24 protein-coding genes are annotated in these 22,619 nt (G+C 71.9%); 11 read left to right on the top strand and 13 right to left on the bottom strand.

Annotated elements, in window-relative coordinates; translation table 11 throughout:
• Positions 1–10: 10 nt before the first annotated feature.
• Genes ACA511_RS09490 through ACA511_RS09470 form a run of 5 tightly spaced genes read left to right on the top strand, consistent with a single transcriptional unit; the run spans position 11 to position 3,882 of the window.
• Entirely contained in the window at positions 11–1,213 is a 1,203-nt protein-coding gene (locus ACA511_RS09490; RefSeq protein WP_375023693.1) for a HEAT repeat domain-containing protein, read from the top strand.
• A 33-nt stretch (positions 1,214–1,246) separates the two neighbouring features.
• Entirely contained in the window at positions 1,247–1,927 is a 681-nt protein-coding gene (nucS, locus tag ACA511_RS09485; RefSeq protein WP_375023692.1) for an endonuclease NucS, read from the top strand.
• Positions 1,928–1,981: 54 nt separating this feature from the next.
• A complete protein-coding gene (locus ACA511_RS09480; protein WP_375023691.1) occupies positions 1,982–2,389 on the top strand; it encodes a DUF3224 domain-containing protein in 408 nt (135 codons plus the stop codon).
• A 30-nt stretch (positions 2,390–2,419) separates the two neighbouring features.
• Complete coding sequence (locus ACA511_RS09475) at positions 2,420–3,004, top strand: TetR/AcrR family transcriptional regulator (protein ID WP_375023690.1); 585 nt, start codon at positions 2,420–2,422, stop codon at positions 3,002–3,004.
• 56 nt (positions 3,005–3,060) lie between these two features.
• Entirely contained in the window at positions 3,061–3,882 is an 822-nt protein-coding gene (locus ACA511_RS09470; protein ID WP_375023689.1) for a site-2 protease family protein, read from the top strand.
• A gap of 3 nt (positions 3,883–3,885) precedes the next feature.
• On the opposite strand, the gene ACA511_RS09465 is transcribed toward ACA511_RS09470, so the two are convergent.
• Positions 3,886–4,455 (bottom strand): PadR family transcriptional regulator, encoded by a 570-nt coding sequence (locus ACA511_RS09465; RefSeq protein ID WP_375023688.1) that lies wholly within the window; start codon positions 4,453–4,455, stop codon positions 3,886–3,888.
• A 97-nt stretch (positions 4,456–4,552) separates the two neighbouring features.
• On the opposite strand from ACA511_RS09465, the gene ACA511_RS09460 reads away from it, so the two are divergent.
• The 4 genes from ACA511_RS09460 to ACA511_RS09445 all read left to right on the top strand — a co-directional run bounded on the left by ACA511_RS09460 (position 4,553) and on the right by ACA511_RS09445 (position 8,705).
• The gene (locus ACA511_RS09460; RefSeq protein WP_375023687.1) at positions 4,553–5,197 is read left to right on the top strand and encodes a hypothetical protein; all 645 of its coding nucleotides are present in this window, start codon (positions 4,553–4,555) and stop codon (positions 5,195–5,197) included.
• A gap of 38 nt (positions 5,198–5,235) precedes the next feature.
• Positions 5,236–6,591, top strand: coding sequence for a carotenoid oxygenase family protein (locus tag ACA511_RS09455; protein WP_375023686.1), 1,356 nt, complete (start codon positions 5,236–5,238; stop codon positions 6,589–6,591).
• A 65-nt stretch (positions 6,592–6,656) separates the two neighbouring features.
• Entirely contained in the window at positions 6,657–8,156 is a 1,500-nt protein-coding gene (locus tag ACA511_RS09450; protein ID WP_375023685.1) for an aldehyde dehydrogenase family protein, read from the top strand.
• Between the two features lie 54 nt (positions 8,157–8,210).
• Entirely contained in the window at positions 8,211–8,705 is a 495-nt protein-coding gene (locus tag ACA511_RS09445) for a GNAT family N-acetyltransferase (protein WP_375023684.1), read from the top strand.
• Positions 8,706–8,712: 7 nt separating this feature from the next.
• On the opposite strand, the gene ACA511_RS09440 is transcribed toward ACA511_RS09445, so the two are convergent.
• The 4 genes from ACA511_RS09440 to ACA511_RS09425 form a co-directional block, all read right to left on the bottom strand.
• Complete coding sequence (locus tag ACA511_RS09440; protein WP_375023683.1) at positions 8,713–9,174, bottom strand: hemerythrin domain-containing protein; 462 nt, start codon at positions 9,172–9,174, stop codon at positions 8,713–8,715.
• A 104-nt stretch (positions 9,175–9,278) separates the two neighbouring features.
• Positions 9,279–9,722: a hypothetical protein gene (locus ACA511_RS09435; protein ID WP_375023682.1), complete on the bottom strand. Its 444-nt coding sequence runs from the start codon at positions 9,720–9,722 to the stop codon at positions 9,279–9,281.
• A gap of 11 nt (positions 9,723–9,733) precedes the next feature.
• Positions 9,734–10,813, bottom strand: coding sequence for a DUF6745 domain-containing protein (locus ACA511_RS09430; protein WP_375023681.1), 1,080 nt, complete (start codon positions 10,811–10,813; stop codon positions 9,734–9,736).
• Between the two features lie 401 nt (positions 10,814–11,214).
• Positions 11,215–12,807, bottom strand: a complete 1,593-nt coding sequence (locus tag ACA511_RS09425) for a GMC family oxidoreductase (protein ID WP_375023680.1) — start codon at positions 12,805–12,807, stop codon at positions 11,215–11,217.
• Positions 12,808–12,877: 70 nt separating this feature from the next.
• On the opposite strand from ACA511_RS09425, the gene ACA511_RS09420 reads away from it, so the two are divergent.
• Together ACA511_RS09420 and ACA511_RS09415 are read left to right on the top strand one after the other, a co-directional pair.
• Complete coding sequence (locus ACA511_RS09420) at positions 12,878–13,492, top strand: cob(I)yrinic acid a,c-diamide adenosyltransferase (RefSeq protein WP_375023679.1); 615 nt, start codon at positions 12,878–12,880, stop codon at positions 13,490–13,492.
• Positions 13,493–13,611: 119 nt separating this feature from the next.
• A complete protein-coding gene (locus tag ACA511_RS09415) occupies positions 13,612–14,541 on the top strand; it encodes a DUF4097 family beta strand repeat-containing protein (protein WP_375023678.1) in 930 nt (309 codons plus the stop codon).
• On the opposite strand, the gene ACA511_RS09410 is transcribed toward ACA511_RS09415, so the two are convergent.
• The 8 genes from ACA511_RS09410 to ACA511_RS09375 form a co-directional block, all read right to left on the bottom strand.
• The gene (locus tag ACA511_RS09410; RefSeq protein ID WP_375023677.1) at positions 14,538–16,094 is read right to left on the bottom strand and encodes a M28 family peptidase; all 1,557 of its coding nucleotides are present in this window, start codon (positions 16,092–16,094) and stop codon (positions 14,538–14,540) included. The genes ACA511_RS09415 and ACA511_RS09410 overlap by 4 nt on opposite strands.
• A 143-nt stretch (positions 16,095–16,237) precedes the next feature.
• On the bottom strand, positions 16,238–16,702 hold the full coding sequence (locus ACA511_RS09405; RefSeq protein ID WP_375023676.1) for a DUF2550 domain-containing protein: 465 nt from the start codon (positions 16,700–16,702) through the stop codon (positions 16,238–16,240).
• Between the two features lie 35 nt (positions 16,703–16,737).
• Complete coding sequence (locus ACA511_RS09400) at positions 16,738–17,124, bottom strand: F0F1 ATP synthase subunit epsilon (RefSeq protein WP_375023675.1); 387 nt, start codon at positions 17,122–17,124, stop codon at positions 16,738–16,740.
• A 79-nt stretch (positions 17,125–17,203) separates the two neighbouring features.
• On the bottom strand, positions 17,204–18,634 hold the full coding sequence (atpD, locus tag ACA511_RS09395; RefSeq protein ID WP_375023674.1) for a F0F1 ATP synthase subunit beta: 1,431 nt from the start codon (positions 18,632–18,634) through the stop codon (positions 17,204–17,206).
• Positions 18,635–18,636: 2 nt separating this feature from the next.
• The gene (locus ACA511_RS09390) at positions 18,637–19,533 is read right to left on the bottom strand and encodes a F0F1 ATP synthase subunit gamma (protein WP_375023673.1); all 897 of its coding nucleotides are present in this window, start codon (positions 19,531–19,533) and stop codon (positions 18,637–18,639) included.
• Positions 19,534–19,538: 5 nt separating this feature from the next.
• The gene (gene atpA, locus ACA511_RS09385; protein ID WP_375023672.1) at positions 19,539–21,173 is read right to left on the bottom strand and encodes a F0F1 ATP synthase subunit alpha; all 1,635 of its coding nucleotides are present in this window, start codon (positions 21,171–21,173) and stop codon (positions 19,539–19,541) included.
• Between the two features lie 52 nt (positions 21,174–21,225).
• Positions 21,226–22,047 carry a F0F1 ATP synthase subunit delta gene (locus ACA511_RS09380; RefSeq protein WP_375023671.1) on the bottom strand — a complete coding sequence of 274 codons (822 nt, stop codon included), beginning with the start codon at positions 22,045–22,047 and terminating at the stop codon, positions 21,226–21,228.
• Positions 22,044–22,601: a F0F1 ATP synthase subunit B gene (locus ACA511_RS09375; RefSeq protein WP_375023670.1), complete on the bottom strand. Its 558-nt coding sequence runs from the start codon at positions 22,599–22,601 to the stop codon at positions 22,044–22,046. Before ACA511_RS09375 ends, ACA511_RS09380 begins: the two co-directional genes overlap by 4 nt.
• Positions 22,602–22,619: the final 18 nt, after the last annotated feature.

Here is a 22,619-nt window from a genome sequence, read left to right as displayed (position 1 = left end):
TGATCGCCGCATGACCGATCCGCTGGCGGGGCTGGACGACGTCGACTGGGCGGGGCTCGACCACGCCTACGGCTCCGCGGCGGACGTGCCCGCGCTGCTCCGGTCGCTGCGCTCGGCCGGCGAGGACGAGCGGGAGGCGGCGCTCGGCGAGCTGTTCACCACCATCTACCACCAGGGCGGCCGGTACGGGGCGTCGGCGGCGGCCGTGCCGTTCCTGCTGGCGCTCGCGGCCGATCCCACCGCCCCCGAACGCACCTGGCCGCTCTACCTGGCGGTCGCGCTGGCGATCGGCTTCGAGGAGGCGCACCTGCCGTCCGGCGTCGAGGCCGCGTCCTGGCGGGACGAGGTGGCGCGGCTCCGCGCGACCGATCCCGAGGCGGAGGCGCGGCGGCTGGACGCGTGGGTCGCGGAGGCGGAGAGCGAGCGGCAGCGCCGCGACCGGGCGTTCGACCGGGACGGGTTCGACCTGGCACGGGTGCGGCGCCGCGCGACCGACGAACTGGCCGCCTACGACGCCGTCCGCGCCGGGCTGCCCGCCGTGCGGGCGCTCCTCGGCGACCGGGACGCCGGGCTGCGGGTCGCCGCCGCGTACGCGCTCGGCTGGTTCCCCGAGGAGGCCGGACCCTCGCTGGCCGCGCTGGGCGCGCTCCTCGACCGGGAGGCGGACCCGCCGGTCATCGCGCACGCGCTGATCTCCGCCGGGCTGCTGGACGGCCGGGCGCTGCTCCCCCGCCTGCGCGCGCACCTGGCCGGCGCGGAGCCGCTGCCGCGCTGGGCCGCCGCCGTCGCGCTCGCCCGGCTGGGCGCCGCCGACGCCCGGGTCGTCGCGGAACTCGCGGCCGGCGCCGCCTCACCGCCCGACGCGCACATCGCGTTCCTGGACGGCGGCCCGCGGCTCTACTCGGCGCTGGCGCTGGCGGCACTGGACGAGGTGCCGGAGGAGGCCGCCGACGCCGTCCTCGACGGGCTGTCCCGCACGTCCGGCGAGATGTCGTTTCCGGTCGCCGAGGCCGCGCTGCGGCTCGCGTTCCGCGCGCCCGTCCGGACGCTGCCGCCGTTCGCCGACCTCACCCGCCGGCAGCGGCGGACCGTCCGGACCATCGCCGGACTGCCGGCCGACAGCTGGAGGTGGGGGAACCTGCTGGAGATCCTCGGCGTCTGGGGCCTGCCCGCCGGCCACGACGAGTGCCGCCGGTACGCGGGGATCGCCTGAACCAGGCCCGGAGCCGCACTAAGGTGAGGCACCGTGCGTCTCGTTATCGCCCGCTGCAGCGTCGACTATGCCGGCAAGCTCACCGCCCACCTGCCGATGGCCCCGCGCCTGATCCTGATCAAGTCGGACGGGAGCGTGAGCATCCATGCCGACGACCGCGCCTACAAGCCCCTCAACTGGATGAACCCGCCCTGCTCGCTGCGCGAGGAGGCGTACGAGGAGAACGGCGCCGTCGCGCGCTGGACGGTCACGCACGGCAAGTCGGGCGAGCGGCTCATCCTCACCATCGAGGAGGTCCTGCACGACACCAGCCACGAGCTGGGCATCGACCCGGGCCTGCAGAAGGACGGCGTCGAAGCGCACCTCCAGGAGCTGCTCGCCGAGCACATCACCACCCTCGGGGACGGCTACACGCTGATCCGCCGCGAGTTCCCCACCGCGATCGGCCCGGTCGACATCCTGTGCCGGGACGCGGGCAGCGCCACGGTCGCCATCGAGATCAAGCGGCGCGGCGAGATCGACGGTGTCGAGCAGCTCACCAGGTACCTGGAGCTCCTCAACCGGGACCCGCACCTCGCGCCCGTCCGCGGCGTCTTCGCGGCCCAGGAGATCAAGCCGCAGGCCCGCGTCCTCGCCACCGACCGCGGCATCGACTGCGTCACCCTCGACTACGACGCCCTGCGCGGCATCGAGCACGAGGGCACCCTCTTCTGACCGTCCCCGCGCAGGCCGTTCCGTCCGTCGTAGGCGACGGGCATCATGGCGCGCATGACTTTCCAAGCGAGCGGCACCTTCGACATCGAGGCATGGGACGCCGAGAAGCCCTACGCGGAGCACGACGGCGCCAAGATGACCCGGGTGCACGTCGGCAAGCAGTTCCACGGCGACCTGGTGGGCGCCAGCAGCACCGAGCTGATCACCGTGGAGACGCCCGCCGGGCCCGCCGCGTACGTGGGGGTCGAGCGCGTCGAGGGGATCATGCACGGGCGCGAGGGCACGTTCGTCCTGCAGCACAGCGCGGGCAGCGAGGACGGGACGCCCGACACCCAGTGGCTGCGGTGGCTGATCGTCCCCACGTCCGGGACCGGTGAGCTGGCGGGCATCCGCGGCACCGGCCAGATCACCATCGCCGAGGACGGCACCCACACCTGGTCACTGGAGTACACACTGGACTGAGGGACGGCGGGCGGCCGGTAATGTTCGGTTATGCCTCCGGTCACCACCGACTCGACGCGCGAGCGCATCATCGACGCGGCCGAAGAGTGCTTCGGCCGGTTCGGCGTCGCCAAGACGACGGTCGAGGACATCGCGGCCGCCGCGAAGCTGTCCCGGGCCACGGTGTACCGGAGCATCACCGGCGGACGCGACGAGCTGATCCTCGCCGTCGTGATCCGCGACCTGCACCGCTTCCTGGACCGGCTCGCCGAGCGGCTGCGCAGCGAGCGGTCGGTGCCGGAGGCGATCGTCGAGGGCACCCTGGACGCGGTCGAGTACGTCCGCAGCGAGCCGACGATCGCGCATTTCCTCGTCCCGGAGGCGGCGGGCCACATGCAGGCGGCGGTGGCGGGGGCGGCCGAGCACGTGCTCGCGCTGTGCTGCGACTACGTCCGGCCCTACTTCGAGCAGGCGCAGCGGCAGCGGACGCTGCGCCCCGACATCGAGGTGGAGGGGACGGTCGAGTTCCTCTTCCGCATCATCACCTCGCTGATCGTGATGGACCGCGACCGGGACTCCGACGGGCTGCGCCGCTTCCTGCGCACCTACGTCGTTCCGGTCATCGCGGCGCCGTGAGCTCCGGCGAGCGGGTAGTTTCCTAGGAAGATCGTGCGGGAGAGAGGCCGGAAGCGATGAACGGGACTGCACACGAGGCGCGCGGGAGCGCGGCCGTCCGGCCGAGCCCGGTGTTCGTCGCGGTCGTGGCGGCGACCGTGCTGTGCGGCCTGGTCGCCTGGCGCTACGGGACGGTCCTGGAGACCGCCGGCCGGACCGCGCTGTTCGGGTTCGTGATCGCGGCGTGGATCCTGTCGCTGTCGCTGCACGAGTTCGGGCACGCGTACATGGCGTACCGGTCGGGCGACCACAGCGTCGTCGCCAAGGGCTACCTCACGCTGAACCCGCTGAAGTACTCCGACGTCGTGCTGAGCTTCCTCATCCCGGTGCTGTTCATCATCCTGGGCGGCATCGGCCTGCCCGGCGGCGCCGTCTGGATCGAGCGGCACCGGATCCAGGGCAGGCTGCGGCACAGCCTGATCTCGGCGGCGGGCCCGCTGTCGAACGCCCTGTTCGCCGTGATGCTCGCGGTGATCTTCAAGAACTTCGCCGACAAGGACCACGCGCTGTTCTGGTCCGGGCTCGCGTTCCTGGCGTTCCTCCAGGTCACGGCGGCGGTCCTGAACCTGCTGCCGATCCCCGGGCTGGACGGGTTCGGGATCATCGAGCCGTACCTGCCGCGCCGCCTCGTCCAGCAGGTGAGCCCGTACGGCGGCTACGTCTTCCTCATCCTGATCGCCCTGCTGTGGCTGGGCCCGATCAACGAGGGCTTCTTCAACGTCATCTACTACATCACCGACGCGCTCGGGCTGGGCGAGTTCCCGTTCCCGGTCAGCGCCGCGGTCGACAACTTCCCGATCGAGATGGGCCGCTATCTGTTCCTGCCCTGGCAGAACTGACGCTCAGCGCTCACCGTCCGGAGCGGGCTCGCGGGCCTCGCGGGACGCCTCGCGGGCGGCGATCTCCGCGGCGACCCAGCGCAGCCAGTCGCGGCGCATCTCGTAGAAGCGCCTGCCGTACTCCAGGACGAAGCGGCCGTTGTCCGCCATGCCGCCGTCCTCGTTCCAGTCGACGGCGTCCGCCACCTCCGCGAGCGCGGCGGCCCGGCGGCCGATGGCCTCGGCCTGGTCGTCGAGGTACCCGCGGGCCTCGGCGGGGGTCAGCTCGCCGAGGAAGAAGACGCGGAGCAGTGTCTCGTCCCGCCGGTTGGGCTTGGGAGGGACGTCCACCAGCCAGCGGTGCAGCTCCGTCGTGCCGGACGGGGTGATCCGGTACTCCCGGCGGCCGCGCGGGCCCTCGGCGGCGACCTCGATCAGCCCGGCCTCGGTGAGCTTGCCGAGTTCCCCGTAGAGCTGGCTCTGCGTGGCGGGCCACACGTTGTCGAGCGACAGCTCGAACAGTTTCAGCAGGTCGTAGCCGCTGCCGCCGCCCAGCTCGGCCAGCAGCCCGAGCACCGCGTGTCGCAAACTCATGGCACGGACCCTACCAGTCTGTATTGACATGTCGAATTAGGAAGGTCTACGTTCGACCTGTCAGAGTTGGAACGTCGCCGTCCGGGGGCCCGCCGCCATGCCGAAGTACTACGCCAGAACCTTCCTGCCCTGGATCCTGCTCGCCGTGGTGAGCGGCTTCGACACGCGGGCCGGCGCGGTCGCCGGCCTCGTCGCGGCACTGGCGCTGCTCGCCCAGGACGTGCGGCGCGGCCACCCCGCGGGCTCGCTGATCCTGGAGATCTCGTCCGCCGTGTACATGGCACTGCTGACCGCGCTGGCCTTCGCCGCGCCCGGCTCCCCGGCGCTGGACTACGGCGCCTCGCTCGCGATCGGCTGGCTCGCGGTCACCGCCTGGGGGACGCTCCTCGCCGGCCGCCCCTTCACGTCGGGCATCGCGCGCCGCACCGTCCCGGCCGAGATCGCCGCCACGGACCTCTTCCATCGCATCAACCGCGCGCTCACACTGGGCTGGGCGGCGGGGTTCACGGTGACGGCGGTCGCCCTGGGCTGCGTCCAGCACTGGGCGCCCGGCGCCACGGCGCTGCTGGTCGCGGTCAAGATCGCCGGATTCACGGCCCCGGCCGTGTTCACCGCCCGCTACCCGGAGGCCGCCCGCAGGCGCCGCCTCCCCGCGCCCGGCCCGGCGTCTCCCGAGGCGTCCGCCGCCGACCGCGCAGCGCGGCGCGACCCCGCGCCCGCCCCTGAGCCGACCGCCCGCTGACCCGCCCCGAGCCGACCCGCTCCGAAAGGAAGACAACGATGAGCGAGAACGTCGCCGACCGTCCCGCCGCCTGGCTGGACGGCCACCTCGCCCCCGTCCCCGACGAGACGGACGCCCGCGACCTGGGCGTCAGCGGCACGCTGCCGGCCGAGCTGACCGGCCGCTACTTCCGCAACGGCCCGAACCCGAGGCCCGGCGAGCCGAGCGGGCACTGGTTCACCGGCCACGGGATGATCCACGGCGTCCGGCTGCGGGACGGCCGCGCCGAGTGGTACCGCAACCGGTGGGTCCGGACCGACGCGTTCACCGAGGGCACGCCGTTCGTCCGCGACGACTACACGTTCGACCGGTGCGCGGTGCAGGCGAACACGCACGTCGTCCCGCACGCGGGCAAGATCTGGGCGCTGGTGGAGAACGGCTTCCCCTACGAGGTGACGCCGGAACTGGAGACCGCTGGCCCCTGCGACTTCGGCGGGCGGCTCACCACCGCGATGACGGCGCACCCCAAGGAGGACCCGGTCACCGGCGACCTGCTGTTCTTCGGCTACGGCGTGTTCCCGCCCTACCTCACCTTCCACCGGCTGTCCGCGGACGGGACGCTGGTCGAGAGCCGCGAGGTCGACGTGCCGGGACCGACGATGATGCACGACTTCGCGATCACCGAGAACCACGTCGTCTGGCTCGACCTCCCGGTGGTGTTCGACCTGGACATGGCGCTGTCCGGGACGTCCGGCCTGCCGTACCGGTGGGACGACGGGTACGGCGCGCGGCTCGGCGTGATGCGGCGGGACGGGTCCGGCGGCGTCACCTGGTTCGAGGTCGACCCCTGCTACGTGTTCCATGTGGGCAACGCGCACGAGGACGCCGCCGGACGGGTCGTCCTGGACGGGGCGCGCTACCGTCCCGAGACCTTCGTCGCCCTGTGGGGCGGGATCGGTGGCGCCGCCGACCCGGCGGCCGAGGCCGCGCGCTCGGAGAGCGCCCACCTGCACCGCTGGGTCCTCGACCCGGCCACCGGCAGGGCCGCCGAGGAGCAGCTCGACGACCGGAACGTGGAGTTCCCGACCCACGACGACGCCCGGACGGGCCTGGAGCACCGCTACCTCTACACGGTCGCCGGGAACTCGATCGTGAAGTACGACCTGCGCGGGGCGTCGTCCGCGCACGACCTCGGGGCGGGCTCGCACGTCGGCGAGGCGGTGTTCGTCCCCGCCGCGGGCGCCCGCGCGGAGGACGAGGGCTGGCTGCTGTCGGTCGTCTCCCGCGACGCCGGTTCCGAGCTGGTCGTGCTGGACGCGTCCGACCTGTCGCACACCGCGACCGTCCACCTGCCGCGGCGCGTCCCGGCCGGATTCCACGGGAGCTGGATCCCGGACTCCCCGGCGCGGGCTTAGGGTGGTTTACTAGCCGGTACATCGTGCAAGCAATCACTTACCAGGCTCCTCCCGGGAGGTTCCTCATGTCCGTGGCCACGGAGCACACCGAGACGTTCGCGTCCCTGAATCCGGCCACCGGCGAGGTCGTCGCCGAGCATCCCGTCCAGGACGGCGCCGCCGTGGCCGCGGCCGTCGAGCGCGCCCGGGAGGCCGCCGGCTGGTGGCGCGCCCTCGGCTGGAAGGAGCGCCGGCTCCGGCTGCTCAACGTCAAGGGCTCGCTCACCCGCAACATGAACCGGATGGCGGAGCTCATCCACCAGGAGACCGGCAAGCCGGTGCAGGACGCCCAGCTTGAGACGATCATGGCGATCACCCACCTGGACTGGGCCGCCCGCCACGCGCCGAAGGTCCTCGGGCCGCGCAGCGTCTACCCCGGCCTGATGGCGATGAACCAGAAGTGCGTGCTGGAGTACCAGCCGCTCGGCGTTGTCGGCGTCATCGGCCCGTGGAACTACCCGATCTTCACCCCGATGGGCTCGATCGCCTACGCGCTCGCGGCCGGCAACGCGGTCGTGTTCAAGCCGTCCGAGTACACCCCGGGCGTCGGCGTGCTGCTTGCCGAGCTGTTCGCCGCCGTGATCCCCGAGCACCCCGTCATGCAGACGATCACCGGGCTCGGCGAGACCGGCGGGGCGCTGGCCGCGTCGCCGCACGTCGACAAGATCGCCTTCACCGGATCGGCCCGCACCGCCAAGCGCGTGATGGCGGCCTGCGCCGAGAACCTCACCCCGATCGTCGTCGAGTGCGGCGGCAAGGACGCCTGCATCGTCGACTCCGACGCCGACCTCGACGCCGCCGCCGACGCCGCGCTGTGGGGCGCCATGTCGAACGCCGGCCAGACGTGCATCGGCGTCGAGCGCATCTACGTGGTGGACGAGGCGTACGACAAGTTCCTCGGCAAGCTCACCGAGAAGGCCAAGGACCTGCGCCCCGGCTTCGACCGCGAGGCCGCCTACGGGCCGATCACCATGCCGTCGCAGCTCGACATCATCGAGCGGCACATCAAGGACGCCCTCGACAAGGGCGGCAAGGCCGTCGTCGGCGGCGCCGAGTCGGTCCGCAAGCCGTACGTGGAGCCGGTCGTGCTGACCAACGTGCCGGACGACTCCGCCGCCGTCTGCGAGGAGACGTTCGGGCCGACGATCACCGTCCACCGCGTCAAGGACCTCGACGAGGCCGTGGAGAAGGCCAACCGCAGCAGCTACGGCCTCGCCGGGACGATCTTCTCCGGGGACAAGTCCCGCGCCCTCGACGTCGCCCGGCGGATGCGGTCCGGCATGACGTCCATCAACGCGTTCGCCGCGTTCGCCCAGGTCGCGGCCCTGCCGTTCGGCGGCGTCGGCGAGTCGGGGTTCGGCCGCATCCACGGCGCGGACGGGCTGCGCGAGTTCACCCGTCCGAAGGCCATCACCCGGCAGCGGTTCGCGACGATGAACCTCACCACGTTCGGCCGCACCGAGAAGGAGATGGCGCGCGTCCTCGGCCTGATCAACATGATCCACGGCCGCCGCTACAAGCGCTGACGCCGGTCGCGCCCCCGCCGGGCCCCGGCGGGGGCGCGACCTAGACTCGAAACCATGGCATCCGGGACGTTCGGCGCACCCGTGCGCAGCCGACTCCAGGTGACGCTGGGCGCCCCTCCGGCACCCCCGCCCGGCCTCCGGCCGTTCACCGGCGCCGACGTCGCCCCGCTCGCCGCCGCGATGTGGGCCGCCTACCGCGGCACCCCCGACGAGACCGACGTCGGCGACCTCCTGGGCGCGGCGCGCGAGATCCGGCTCACCCTGGACGGCGAGTACGGCGCGTTCCTCCCCGGCGCCTCGTTCGTCGCCGACCACGGGGACCGTCCGGTGGGCGCCGCGCTGGTCACCTTCTACAAGGAGGACCCGCTCCTCGCGTTCCTGTTCACCGCCCCGGCCCATGCCGGCCGGGGCCTCGGCCGGGCCCTGGTGAAGGCGAGCATGCACGCGCTCGCCGGCCAAGGCCACGCCACCCTCTCCCTGGCCGTGACCCGCCGCAACCGCCGTGCCCGCCGCCTCTACGACCGCCTCGGCTTCATCGAGATCGCCTGAGCGCCGGTCAGGTCCGCGCGCGTACGCACACCCAGCCGGCGGGCGTCTCCCCGGTGCGGAGGAAGTCCCGCAGCCGCTCGGCCTGCGGCTCCGGCACGACCCGGTCCAGCTCCGGGTAGAGGATCTTCTCCTCCTTCAGGTTGTGGTGCAGGAGCTGGACGGTCAGCCGCTTGCACAGGCGCAGCGCGGCATCGGCGTCCGGCTCCCCGGCGAGCGTGTCGAGCACCGCCCACATCTCGCCGTGCTCGCGCAGCATGACGAGCACCGGGGCCATCAGCCCCGCCTCGCGCAGGGCCGGGAACAGGAACTCCTCTTCGAGGTAGATGTGCCGGCGCAGCGCGCGGACGGCGCGTTCCAGCGGCGCCCGGTCCCGTCCCCCGGACGGCGCGTCCGCCGTGAACGCCTCGATTCCCCCGTCGATCTCGTGATGCTCGCGCTCAAGGGCCGCCGCCAGCGACTCGATCTCCATGCCCGCGATATTAATACATCACTGTCTTGTAAATAAGTACGACGTCATGAGAAACCGGACACTCGTCACCCCTGGCCGGAGGACGGCCAGGGGTGAGAACGGAGTCAGTCGGCGACCAGGCGGGAGCCCCAGCCGCCCACCGTGTACTCGCGCTGGCGGCGGACGGCGTAACGGCCCGGAGTGCAGCCGGACGCGCCGTGCTCGGGGTGCAGCAGGTAGACGGGGGCGGACGCCTCGAAGACGCCGATGGCGAGGCCGGTGGAGTCGGACACGTGCCTCGTCCAGCGGCAGGTGCCGGGGTCGGCGACGAGGGTGTGCGGGTTGCCGCCCGCCGCGCCGCGGAGCAGTTCGACGCCGTCGGCCGGAACGTCCGTCCAGTCGGCGTGCGAGGGGACCGAGAGGGACGCCGAGATCTCGGACACCGGGATGACGATCAGGTCGCCCTGGGCCTGGATTCCGTCGACGACGGGGATGCTCACCGACTGTTCGAGATGGTCGAGCACGGCGAGCCCGGTCTGCTGGGAAAGGGACGCGAGAGTCACGTTCATGGGGATCACCTTCAGGTTCGGCGGAGGAGTCGTGCGTACTGGTCGCCGGACAGCCCGTAGGTCCATCCGGCGGCGGCGACCGGGTCCGCGATGGCGCCCGGCACGGTCAGCCCGTACCGGCGGCGGCGCCCGTCGCGTTCGACCGAGCCGTTGACGGCGAGCAGCACCCTGGTCTGCTCGCGCAGGTCGTAGAGGCGCAGTTCCGAACCGGGGTTGCCGGGGTCGGGGGCCGTGGCGACGAGCCGCAGCCCGGCCCGGTCGATGTAGTCGCCCCAGCCGAGGTTCTCGATCGCGCACCGCCGGACCTCGACGTTGGCCTCCCGCGCGATGCGTTCGACGCTCGGATCGTCGATCACCCAGGGCGGCACCCTGGTCCCGTGCCAGGCGTGGACGTCCCAGCCGTCGCCGTACCGGAGCGCGGGCCCGTCCGGGCGGTGCAACCGCACCTGCCCCTCGTCGCCCCAGACCTCGGTGCGGATCTCGACGGGCCGCTCGGAGACGACGCAGACCCGCTCGCGCGGCCACCACCAGCCGCAGGACCGGGCCGCCGCCGCCCAGAGATCGAGCAGGCGGCTCTGCTCAGGAGTGAACACCACACCGGACGTCCGGCGGACCGCGTCGTAATGGGCGGGCCAGGACGGGCACATCGCCTCGTACCAGTTACTGCCCTGCTCGACCCGCTCGTTCGCGGACCGGAGCGCCGTGCGCAGAGTGCTCCGGGCCGACGTCGCGATCGGCCCCCGGACCAGTTGCCGCAGCATCAGGTCCAGAGGCCGGTAGCCGCGCATGACCCGGACGTCCAGATCCATGGACAGCCCGCTGATCAACCTGCGGAAACGCAACGGCAGGGGCCAGTCGTGGAGACGGTCGGCGGTCTCGGACGCCCGCAGGCGCATACCCGGCGGGACGGTTTCCAGCGCGGCCAGCGGCGAGGCGGCCCAATGGAAACGCGGTGGATCGAGCCCGATCAGCCGGTAGAGCTCGGAGATGGCCGCCTCGGCGGCAGGACGGTCGGCGGGCTCGGTGGACAGCAGATGCCCGAGCCATTCCGCGCGGATGCCGGCAGCTTCCCGCTGCGCGAACACGCTCACCGGACGAGGGCGCCAGCGCCCCTTTCAAAGATCATGGCCCGGATGATCGCAGACCCCACCCCCGCCCGTCCACCCCTTTCCACCGCCGCCCGCCGCCGCGGGTGAGGCGCCGAGGGGCCGTCTAAGGCGTCCTAGGGGGGTTAGATAAGGCGTCGTCCCCATGTGGGGGGCGGGGTCTTAGGGCGAACCTTGTACATGTCGGGCCGAGAGGGTCCGGCGGAAACAGGGAGACAGACATGATCCGCCCGGAGATCAGCAAGGTCATCATCAACGACCGCGTACGCGTGCTGCGGAGCGAGGCGAAGGACGCCCGCCGCGCCCGCATCGCGAAGGCGCTCAAGCGGTGACGCCCGCGGCCTGCTCGCACTGCGCGCCCCCGTCCGGAAGGACGGGGGCGTTCCTCATGTGCGGGCGTTGGCGGGGGCGAGCGGGGTGCGGCCGCGGATGAGGTCGGCGGCCCGTTCGGCGATGGCGATCGTCGGGGCGTTCGTGTTGCCCCGGGGGACGGCCGGCATGACGGAGGCGTCCACCACGCGGAGGCCCTCGACGCCCCGGACGCGCAGGGAGGCGTCGCAGACCGCGTCGTCGCCGCCCATCGCGCAGGTGCTCGTGGGGTGGAACAGCGTCGCGGCCTCACGGCGGACGAAGTCGGTGACGGCCTCGTCCGAGTCGGCCTGCTCGCCGGGCGCCCACTCGCCGCCGACCAGCGACGCCAGCGGGCCGGACGCGGCGATCTCGCGGGCCTGCCGGACGCCGGCGACCAGGATGTCCAGGTCGGCCTCCTCCGCGAGGTAGGCCGGGTCGATCAGCGGCTTGGCGCGGGGGTTGGCGGAGCGCAGCGTCAGCGCGCCCCGGCTCGCGATCGCGATCGCCGTGACCATGACCGACAGCAGCCGCTCGGACGAGTCGGTGAGGCCCTGGTTCACGAAGGGGGTCGGAAGGACGTGGTACTGCAGGTCGGGGGCGGGCAGGCCCTCCGCCGTCCGGACGAACCCGCCCGCCTCGGCGACGTTCGATGCGTAGGGGCCGCGCGCCAGGGCCTGGTAGAGGGCGAAGGTGCGCGCGTTCGCCTGCTCCCACAGCACCTTGGTGCGGGGCGTCGCGAACATGACGTTCACGAACGGGTGGTCCTGGAGCCGCTGCCCCACCGGGGAGTCGGCCACGACGTCGATGCCCAGGGAGCGCAGGTGGTCGGCCGGGCCGATACCCGACAGCATGAGCAGCTGCGGGCTGTTCACCGCGCCGCCGGACAGGATGACCTCCGCGTCGGCGCGGGCCGAGCGGGTCTCGCCGCGGGCATCGTAGCGGACGCCGGTGGCGCGGCCGTCCTCGATCGTGACGCGGGTGGCGAGCGCGTCGGTGACGACCGTGAGGTTCGGCCGGTTCTCGATCGGGTGCAGGTAGCCGTCGGCGGCCGACCAGCGCCTGCCGCGCTTGTGGGTGACCTGGTAGAAGCCCACGCCGTCCTGGTCGGCGCCGTTGAAGTCGGAGTTGGCGGCGAGGCCGTACGCCTTCGCCGACTGCACCCACGCCCGGGTCAGCGGGTGCTTGTAGCGCAGGTCCTCCACGCGGAGCGGGCCGCCGACGCCGTGGTAGGGGAGGTCGCCGCGCTGCTGGTCCTCGGCGCGGCGGAAGTAGGGCAGCAGGTCCTCGTAGCCCCAGCCGTCGCAGCCGTACGCGTCGCGCCAGGTGTCGTAGTCGTGCCGCGCGCCGCGGATGTAGATCATCGCGTTGGTGGACGAGCTGCCGCCGAGCGTCCGCCCCCGCGGCCAGTACACGCTGCGTCCGGCGGCGTGCTCCTGCGGGACGGTCGCGTAGTCCCAGTCGTAGGGGCCCTTGATCAGCGACGCCACGGCGGCCGGGATGTGGATCTCCGGCGCGTCGTCGGGCGGGCCCGCCTCCAGCAGCAGGACCTTCACGGAGGGGTCCTCGGTCAGCCGGGCGGCGAGGACGCAGCCCGCGCTGCCCGCTCCCACGATGATGTAGTCGTACACGGCGGCCTCCGGAGTCTTTCCGGAACCCTACCGAACGGGCTTCGAGCCAAGGCACGGCTAGGCTGCGGCCATGGCGAAGAACAGGGACAACCCCGTCGTGCTCTCGCGGATCTACACCCGGACGGGCGACGACGGCACCACCGCGCTGGGCGACGCGTCGCGGACCCGCAAGACCGATCCGCGCCTCGCCGCCTACGCCGACGTCGAGGAGGCCAACGCCGCGATCGGCGCGGCCGTCGCGCTCGGATCGCTGCCCGAGGACGTGGTGGCGCTGCTGACGCGCATCCAGAACGACCTCTTCGACGTGGGCGCCGACCTGTGCGCGCCGGTCGTCCCCGACCCGCAGTACCCGCCGCTGCGCGTCGAGACGTCCTATATCGACCGGCTTGAAGAGTCCTGCGACGAGTACAACGCCGCCCTCCCGGCGCTGCGCAGCTTCATCCTCCCCGGCGGGACGCCCGGCGCCGCGCTCCTGCACGTGGCCAGGACCGTCGCGCGGCGCGCCGAACGCACCGCCTGGGCGGCGGTCGAGGCGCACGGCAGCGCCGACGAGACGGCCGAGGGCGGCGTCAACCCGCTCACCGCCAAGTACCTCAACCGCCTGTCGGACCTGCTGTTCATCCTGTGCCGCGTCGCGAACGCCGGGCACGGCGACGTCCTGTGGAAGCCGGGCGGCGAACGCTGACGGACGCCGGGGGTGGGGTTAGCCCCACCCCCGGATGACCGGCTCCCCACCTGGTGACGCCGTCCCGTCCAGGACAGGCTGGTCTTGTACGGTGCACGACGACCAACGGGAGTGACCACGTGAGGACCTTGAGCAGGACGGCCGTTCTGGCGGTGGCGGGGGTGGCGCTGTCCGCCTGCGGCAATCTGAGCTTCGGTACCCACCATGAGGACCGCTCCTACACCGCGCCGGCCGGCGTCGCCAAGCTGGCGATCCAGACGAGCGGGAGCCGGGTCGAGGTGACCGCGTCCGACTCCCCCGGCATCAAGGTCGACGAGCGGCTGCGCTGGACCAACGACAAGAACAAGCCGCGGGCAAGGCATGTCACCGAGGGCGACACGCTGAAGCTCACGTCCAAGTGCGGCACGCAGGCGATCGGGATCAGCTCGTGCGGCGTGTCGTACCGCGTCCGGGTGCCGCGCTCCACCCCCGTGGAGATCTCCAACCGGGACGGGGCGATCGTCGCGTCCGGCCTCGCCGGAACGGTGAAGCTGCACAGCGACAACGGCTCGATCACCGCGACGGACCTGCGCGCGTCCACGGCGTCCCTCAGCTCGCGGGACGGGTCGCTGCGCGTCTCCGGCCGCGTCACGACCGCCGACCTGAGCAGCGAGAACGGTCACGTGGACGCGACCGGGCTCACGGCCGGGAAGCTGACCGCGCGCTCGCGGGACGGCCGCATCCAGGTCAGCGGGACGGCGTCCACCGCCGACCTCCGCACGGCCAACGGCGGCATCGAGGCCGCCGGGCTGGCCACCGACCGGATCACCGCGCACTCGTCCGACGGCGGCATACTGCTGCGCCTCACCACGCCGCCGACCAGCGTCGACGCCGGCACCCAGAACGGCTCCATCGAACTCCGCCTGCCGGCCGGCGCGGACTACGCCATCAAGGCGTCCGCCCACAACGGCGGCAGGCGGATCGACTCGGGCATCCACGAGGACTCCGCGTCCAAGCGGCGGATCAAGCTCGACACCACCGACGGCGGCATCCTCGTCACGCCGAACTAGCGGACCCGGTGGGGGCCCTGCCAGACCGGCTCGTAGGACGGGCCGAGCGGCAGGGCCACCCGGGCGCCGCCGTTGACGGCGACCGTCGTCCGGGCCAGGTGCTGGAGCACGTGCGCGACCCCGTCGGCGTTCGTGTCGAGGAGCTTGAGGTTCACGTTCTTCACCCGGTCGCACCTGGCGTGGTAGCAGGGGTCGTACGCCTTGCCCGCCCGGCCCCCGAACGCCTTCGCCTCGGCGGCGGTCTTCACGCCCTCGGCGCCGGTCGCCATCCCGCCGGACGGGATGCCCTTCTCCACGAACGGTCCGTAGTCGGAGCGTCCGTTGAACTCCTGCTCGCTCGTCGGCAGGCGGCGGCCCTTGAAGTAGTCGCGGAACATCTTCTCGATCGCCCCGGAACCGGCGGGCGCCCGCGTGCCGCCGCCGGCGGAGTGGTCGCCGTCGTACACGCCGCGGGTCCCGTTCGGCGAGCCGAGCATGTCGAGGTTGATGTTCAGGGCGATCTTCCGCCGCTCCGCCGCCGGCAGCGACGCCACATAGTGCGCGGAGCCGCGCAGCCCCTCCTCCTCGGCGCCCCACCAGGCGAAGCGCACCCGGTTGCGGAGGCCGTCCTTGCGCAACTCCTTGATCTTCCCGGCGATGGCGAGGAGCACCGCGGCGCCGGTGCCGTTGTCGTTGATCCCCGGCCCCGCCGGGACGCTGTCGAGGTGCGCGCCCGCCAGCACCACGTTGCCCGCGTCGCCGCGCCCGGTGTCGGCGATGACGTTCGAGGACGACTTCTTCCCGTGCGCCGTGTCGGTCTTCACGCGCAGCTTCAGGCCGCCCTTCCGCCGCGCGGCCTTCACCAGCGCGACGCCCAGCTCGTGCGTCGGGCCGACGACCGGGACCGCGGACGGCTTCGACACCGTCCCGTTCACCGGCCCCTTCTCCCCCGGCTTGTTGAAGATGACCACGGCGGACGCGCCCGCCGCCCGCGCCCGCGCCGCCTTCACCTGGAACGTGCACGAACCGCGCTGGACGAGGGCGATCGAGCCCTTCGCGAAGCCCTTGAAGTCGCCCTTCTCGCAGCCGCTCGTCCCCTCGCCCTTGGCCGGGACGTCCACGGCCGTCGCGGACGCGGTCACGTCGCCGGACCCCGAGTAGGCGAGGGTGACGAAGTCCTTCTCCCGCTTGAAGGACTTCCTGGACGGCGACGTCCGCGCGAACACCGCGTCGGACCGCTCCCGCCAGTAGGGGAACGTGAACTTCCGCACCTTCGGGGTGAGACCGGCCTTCCGGAGCCGTCCGACGACGTACTTCACCGACACGTCGTAGCCGGGGCTTCCCGCCGCGCGGTCGCCGCCGTTGTAGTCCGCGATCTCCTGGAACGCCGCCAGATGCGCCTTGACGTCCTGCAGCGTGACCAGCTTCGCGAGGTCGGGACGGGCCGCCGCGGAGCCCGCCGCGGGCAGGGCCCCCGGCAGCAGCACGGCGGGCAGGGCGACCGCGGGCAGCACCACCGCCGCGCCGAAGGCGAGCCTGCGGCCGGAGCGGAGCCGGCGACCGGTGAGAAGCATGCGCACGTGCACTCCAGCGGACGGAAGGCGAGCGGACCAGCAGTGATCATCGCCCCGCGTCCCGCCCGCCTCAAGCAGCGGCGGCACGGCCACGCCGATTCGATACCGGCGCCCTACCCGCTCATGACCGGCTCATGACCCGCTCATTCCGGTGGGTGCAGATCGACGGGGAGGCCGGGCGGCGCCGCCTCCAGCCACGCCAGGAACCCCGTCAGCGCCGACGCGCCCATCGCCAGCTCGACGGTCAGCGCACCGTCCCGCACCTCGATGACGCTCACGTCCGGGAGCAGGCCCTCCGCCTCCTCCGGGCCGGGACGGCGCCGATTGGACACGACGAGGCCCCGGCGGTGGATCACCTGCCGGGGCCTTCTGCGGAAACCGAACACGCGGTGCCAGTGCAGCTCATCGCCCTTGTAGCGGCCGATGCCGAGCCGCCACACCCCCGGAGCTCCGCCCTCCCGGGACAGTTCACGCAGGCTGCACTCCACGGTGCCGCCGCCGCGCGTGAACAGCCAGCGGCGCACCGCCATGCAGACGAACACCAGCGCCGCCACGAGGACGAGCGCGGCGAACGCACCGCCCACGTCCAGTGCCAGGTGCTCGGCCAAATCCCCCGCCGTCCGTCGAACTCCAGGCCTCGATGCTAAGCCTCGATGCCCGCCGCCCGCAGCCGGGCCCGCGCGCGCCGCTCCGGCGTGGCGTCCTCGGACTCGGCGCCGAGCGCCGCGTCCAGCGCCTGCCTGGCGTCGTCGACGTCGATCTCGCCGCCCAGCTCGGCCTGCTCGGCCAGCACCGACACCTCGTCGGCGGCGACCGAGAAGAACCCGCTGCCGACCGCCGCGCTGATCGGCTCGCCGCCGTCGGCCGGCTCGATCTTCACCACGCTGCCGTCCAGCAGGACGCCCAGCACCGGGGCGTGGCCCGGCAGGATGCCGAGCGAGCCCTCGATGGTCTGCGCGACCACCATCTTGGCCTCGCCGGACCAGATCTCGCGCTCCGGCGAGACCAGCCCGACCTTCAGGGTTGCCACGTTGGTTTTCCTCCGAATACTGGAGCGGTTCCGCCGGAGCGGCCCGGGCGAGCGCCGCGGGCCGCTCCGGCGGAGCGGACTACTTCTCCAGCTCCCTGGCCTTCTTCTCGACGTCCTCGATGCCACCGCACATGAAGAACGCCTGCTCGGGCAGGTGGTCGTACTTGCCCTCGGCGATCGCCTTGAACGAGGCGACCGTCTCGTCCTTCGGCACCGTGACACCGGGCTGGCCGGTGAACTGCTCGGCCACGTACATCGGGTGCGACAGGAAGCGCTCGATGCGCCGCGCCCGCTGGACGGTGACCTTGTCCTCCTCCGACAGCTCGTCGATGCCGAGGATCGCGATGATGTCCTGCAGCTCCTTGTACTTCTGCAGGATCCGCACGACCTCCTGCGCGACCTCGTAGTGCTCGGTCCCCAGGATCTGCGGGTCCATGATCCGCGAGGTGGAGTCGAGCGGGTCGACCGCCGGGAAGATGCCCTTCTCGGAGATGCTCCGGGACAGGGTCGTGGTGGCGTCCAGGTGCGCGAACGTGGTGTGCGGCGCCGGGTCGGTGATGTCGTCGGCGGGCACGTAGATCGCCTGCATCGAGGTGATCGAGTGACCGCGCGTCGAGGTGATCCGCTCCTGCAGCACACCCATCTCGTCGGCCAGGGTCGGCTGGTACCCCACCGCGGACGGCATGCGCCCGAGCAGCGTGGAGACCTCCGAACCGGCCTGGGTGAACCGGAAGATGTTGTCGATGAACAGCAGCACGTCCTGGCCCTGGACGTCGCGGAAGTACTCCGCCATCGTCAGGGCGCCCAGCGCCACCCGCAGCCGGGTGCCCGGCGGCTCGTCCATCTGGCCGAACACGAGGGCGGTGTCCTTGAGGACGTTCGCCTCTTCCATCTCCACCCAGAGGTCGTTGCCCTCACGGGTGCGCTCGCCGACGCCCGCGAACACCGAGGTGCCGCCGAAGTTGCGGGCGACACGGCGGATCATCTCCTGGATGAGGACCGTCTTGCCCACGCCCGCGCCGCCGAACAGGCCGATCTTCCCGCCCTTGACGTACGGGGCGAGCAGGTCGATGACCTTGATGCCGGTCTCCAGCATCTCCGTCCGGGACTCCAGCTGGTCGAACGCCGGAGCCTTGCGGTGGATGCCCCAGCGCTCGTTGATCTCCAGCGAGGCGGTCGGCGCGTCCAGCGCCTCGCCCAGCGCGTTCCACACGTGGCCCTTGGTGATGTCACCGACCGGGACCGCGATGGACTTGCCGCTGTCGAACACCGGAGCGCCGCGGACCAGGCCGTCCGTCGGCTGCATCGAGATGGCCCGGACCATGTTGTCGCCCAGGTGCTGGGCGACCTCGAAGGTCAGGGTCTTCTCCTCGCCGCCCAGGGTGACCTGGACGTTGAGCGCGTTGTAGATCTCCGGGAGGGCGTCGGCGGGGAACTCCACGTCGACGACCGGGCCGATGACGCGCGCGACGCGCCCGGTCGCGGTCGCCGTCTCTACCTGTGCAGTCATTATCACTCCCCGCCAGACTCGGCGAGCGCGTCAGCGCCACCGACGATCTCGCTGATTTCCTGGGTGATCGCGGCCTGCCGCGCCTGGTTCATCTGGCGCGTGTAGACCCCGAGCAGTTCGTTGGCATTGTCGGTCGCCGACTTCATCGCCCGCCGGACCGACGCCTGGAACGACGCCGCCGACTGCAGCAGCATGTGGAAGATGCGGCTCTCGATGTAGTTCGGCAGCAGCAGGTCGAGCGCCGCCGCGGCGGACGGCTCGAACTCGTACGCCGGCGGGACCTTGGCGGACTCGCTCTCCTCGATCTCCAGCGGCATGAGCCGCTTGACCTGGACGGCCTGGGTCAGCATCGAGACGAACTCGGTGTAGACCACGTGGATCTCGCCGACGCCGCCCTCGGCGTCGGTCTTGAGGAAGTCCTCGGTCAGCCGGCGGCCGATCTGCTCCGCGTTCGCGAAGTGCGGACGGTCGCTGAACCCGTTCCAGGTCTGGGCGACGTCCCGGCCCCGGAATTTGTACCAGGTGATGCCCTTGTTGCCGATGACGTACGGGACCGGCTCGCGGCCCTCGTCCCGCAGCGCCTTGATCAGCGACTCGGCCTCGCGGATGACGTTGGCGTTGTAGGCGCCGCAGAACCCGCGATCACTCGTGACGATCAGGACGGCGCTGCGGGTGTCGGCCGGCTGCTCCTGGAGGAGCGGGTGGTCGATCCCCACATGGTGGCTCACCAGCGCGGTCAGGGCCTGCGTGATCTGGTCGGCGTACGGCTTGGACGCCGCCACCGCCTGCTGGGCCTTGACGATCCGCGACGTGGCGATCATCTCCTGGGCGCGCGTGATCTTGGCGGTCGACTTGACCGTCTTGATCTGCTGCCGGAGTTGACGAAGCTGTGCGGCCATCGCCGTCAGCCCTTCTTGACGCGGGTGATCGTCTCCTGCTCGACGTCCTCGTCATCGATCGCCTCGACGGGCTCCTCGGCCAGCATCTCGCCCTCGCTGGTCTGGAAGCCCTTCTTGAACTCCGTGATGGCGTTCTTGAGGCTGGTGAGGCCGTCGTCGGAGAGCTTGCCGGTCTCGCGGATCGAGGTCAGCATGCCGCCTTCCTCGCGCTCCATGTAGTCGAGGAACTCGCGCTCGAAGCGGCGGACGTCGGCGACCGGGACGTCGTCCAGCTCGCCGGAGGTGCCCGCCCACACGGACACGACCTCCTGCTCGACCGGGAACGGGTTGCCCTGCGGCTGCTTCAGCAGCTCGACCAGGCGGGCGCCGCGCTCCAGCTGGGCACGGGACGCCGCGTCCAGGTCGGACGCGAAGGCGGCGAACGCCTCCAGGTCGCGGAACTGCGACAGCGCGAGGCGCAGCGTGCCGGCGACCGTCTTCATCGCCTTGATCTGCGCCGAGCCGCCGACCCGGGAGACCGAGATGCCGACGTTGATCGCCGGCCGGACGCCCTGGTTGAACAGGTCCGTCTCCAGGAAGCACTGGCCGTCGGTGATCGAGATGACGTTCGTCGGGATGTAGGCCGACACGTCGTTGCCCTTGGTCTCGATGATCGGCAGACCCGTCATCGAACCGGCGCCGAGGTCGTCCGACAGCTTCGCGCAGCGCTCCAGCAGACGCGAGTGCAGGTAGAAGACGTCACCCGGGTAGGCCTCGCGGCCCGGCGGGCGGCGCAGCAGCAGCGACACCGCGCGGTACGCCTCGGCCTGCTTCGACAGGTCGTCGAACACGATCAGGACGTGCTTGCCCTGGTACATCCAGTGCTGCCCGATCGCGGACCCGGTGTAGGGGGCGATGTACTTGTAGCCCGCCGGGTCGGACGCCGGAGCCGCCACGATCGTGGTGTACTCCAGCGCGCCGGCCTCCTCCAGGGAGCGGCGGACGTTCGCGATCGTGGAGCCCTTCTGGCCGACCGCGACGTAGATGCAGCGGACCTGCTTGCTCTCGTCGCCCGACTCCCAGGCTTCCTTCTGGTTGATGATGGTGTCCACGCAGACGGTCGTCTTGCCCGTCTGCCGGTCACCGATGATCAGCTGCCGCTGGCCGCGGCCGATCGGCGTCATCGCGTCGATCGCCTTGATGCCGGTCTGCAGCGGCTCACCGACCGACTGCCGCTGCACGACCGAGGGGGCCTGCAGTTCCAGCGCACGGCGCTCGGTCGTCTCGACCGGGCCGAGGCCGTCCAGCGGGTTGCCCAGGGCGTCCACAACACGGCCGAGGAAGGCGTCGCCGACCGGCGCCGACAGGACCTCGCCGGTCCGCCGGACCTTCTGGCCCTCCTCGATCTTGCTGAAGTCGCCGAGGACAACGGCGCCGATCTCACGCACGTCCAGGTTCAGAGCCAGGCCACGGGTACCGTCCTCGAACTCAAGGAGTTCGTTCGCCATCGCGGAGGGCAGGCCCTCGACGTGGGCGATACCGTCGCCGGAATCGACGACGGTGCCGACCTCTTCGCGCGCGGCGGCCTCGGGCTCGTACGACTGGACGAAGCGCTCCAGCGCGTTCCGGATCTCGTCCGGACGGATCGTCAGCTCCGCCATGATTCCTCTCTTGCTCCCTAAAAGGTCAGCTCGGCCGGCCCTCGACCGGCGTTCAGCCGGCGCCGAGCCGCCGGCGGACATCGTCCAGCCGTCCGGCGATCGTGCCGTCGATGATCTCGTCCCCGATCTCGATCGACAGTCCGCCGATCGCACCGGGGTCGATCTCGATGTTCAGGTGTACTTCGTGTCCGTACGCGGTGGCGAGCACCTCGGCGAGCCGCGTCCGCTGCCGCGCCGACAACTCGGTCGGCGTCCGCACCAGCGCGACCAGCCGCCGCCTGCGCTGCGCGACGAGCTTGCCGTACTCGGCGAGCCCGCCTTCCAGGCTACGTCCTCGCGGGCGCAGCACCAGCTCGGTGACCAGCGTCAGCGTCGCCGGAGTGACCTTGCCCTCCAGCAGCGCCGTGACCAGGCCGAGCTTGCGGTCGTCCGGCAGGCCGGGGCCGGCGAGCGCGCCGCGCAGGGCGGCCTCGCCCTCGACGACCCGGGAGAACCGGAACAGCTCGTCCTCCAGGTCGTCGATCTTCCCGTCCGCCTCGGCGCGGGCGGCCTCGGCGGTGACCGCGAGGGCCTCCACCGCGTCCGACAGCTCCGACGGCTTCGACCAGCGAAGCCGGACGACGTCGGCGACCAGCCCGAGAGCGGCCGGCGACACCTTGCCCTCCAGCAGGATCTGGACGAGCTGCGCCTTGTCGGCCCCGTCCCGCGCCGGGTCGGAGACCGCCCGCCGCAGGCCGTGCTCGCGGTCGATCAGGTGCAGCACCGCGAACAGGTCGCCGCCGAGCGCGGCCAGGTCGGCGGAGGGAATGACGGCCTCCAGCCGCTCCTTGGCCTCGGCCAGCGACGCCCTGCTCACCGCTCCCGTGATGGTCATGAGGTGACCTGCTCCTGCGTGCTGGCGCGGCTCTCCAGCTCCTCGAGGAACCGGTCGACGACCCGGCTCTGCCGCGCGCTGTCCTCAAGGGACTCGCCCACGACGCGCCCGGCCAGGTCGACCGACATGGCGCCGATCTCGGCCCGCAGCGACTGCAGCGCCTGCTGCCGCTCGGCCTCGATCTGCTTCTTGGCGTCCTCGACGATCTTGCGTGCCTCCGCCTGGGCCTTCTCCTTGGCCTCGGCGATGATCTGCGCGCCCTGCTCCTCGGCCTTGCGCCGCTCGTTGGACGCCTCGACCGCGGCCGCCTTCTGCTGGGACTTGTACTGATCGAGGACCTGCTGGGCCTCTTTCTGCGCCTGCTCCGCCCGCTCGAGGCCGCCCTCGATCGCCTGGGTCCGCTCCTCGAGCGTCTTCTGCAGACGCGGCACGAGGATGCGCCCCAGGACGATCATGACGACGAGGAACGAGAAGATGCCGACGACCAGCTCGTACGGGTGCGGGACGAGAGGGTTGTTCTCCTCCGCCGCTAGGACGGAAGCTGCTGTGATCATGTCTGCAGCCCTTCCTCA

The organism is Actinomadura sp. GTD37, from assembly GCF_041951365.1.
GTDB lineage: Bacteria > Actinomycetota > Actinomycetes > Streptosporangiales > Streptosporangiaceae > Spirillospora.
This window is presented reverse-complemented; position numbering and strand designations above follow the sequence as displayed.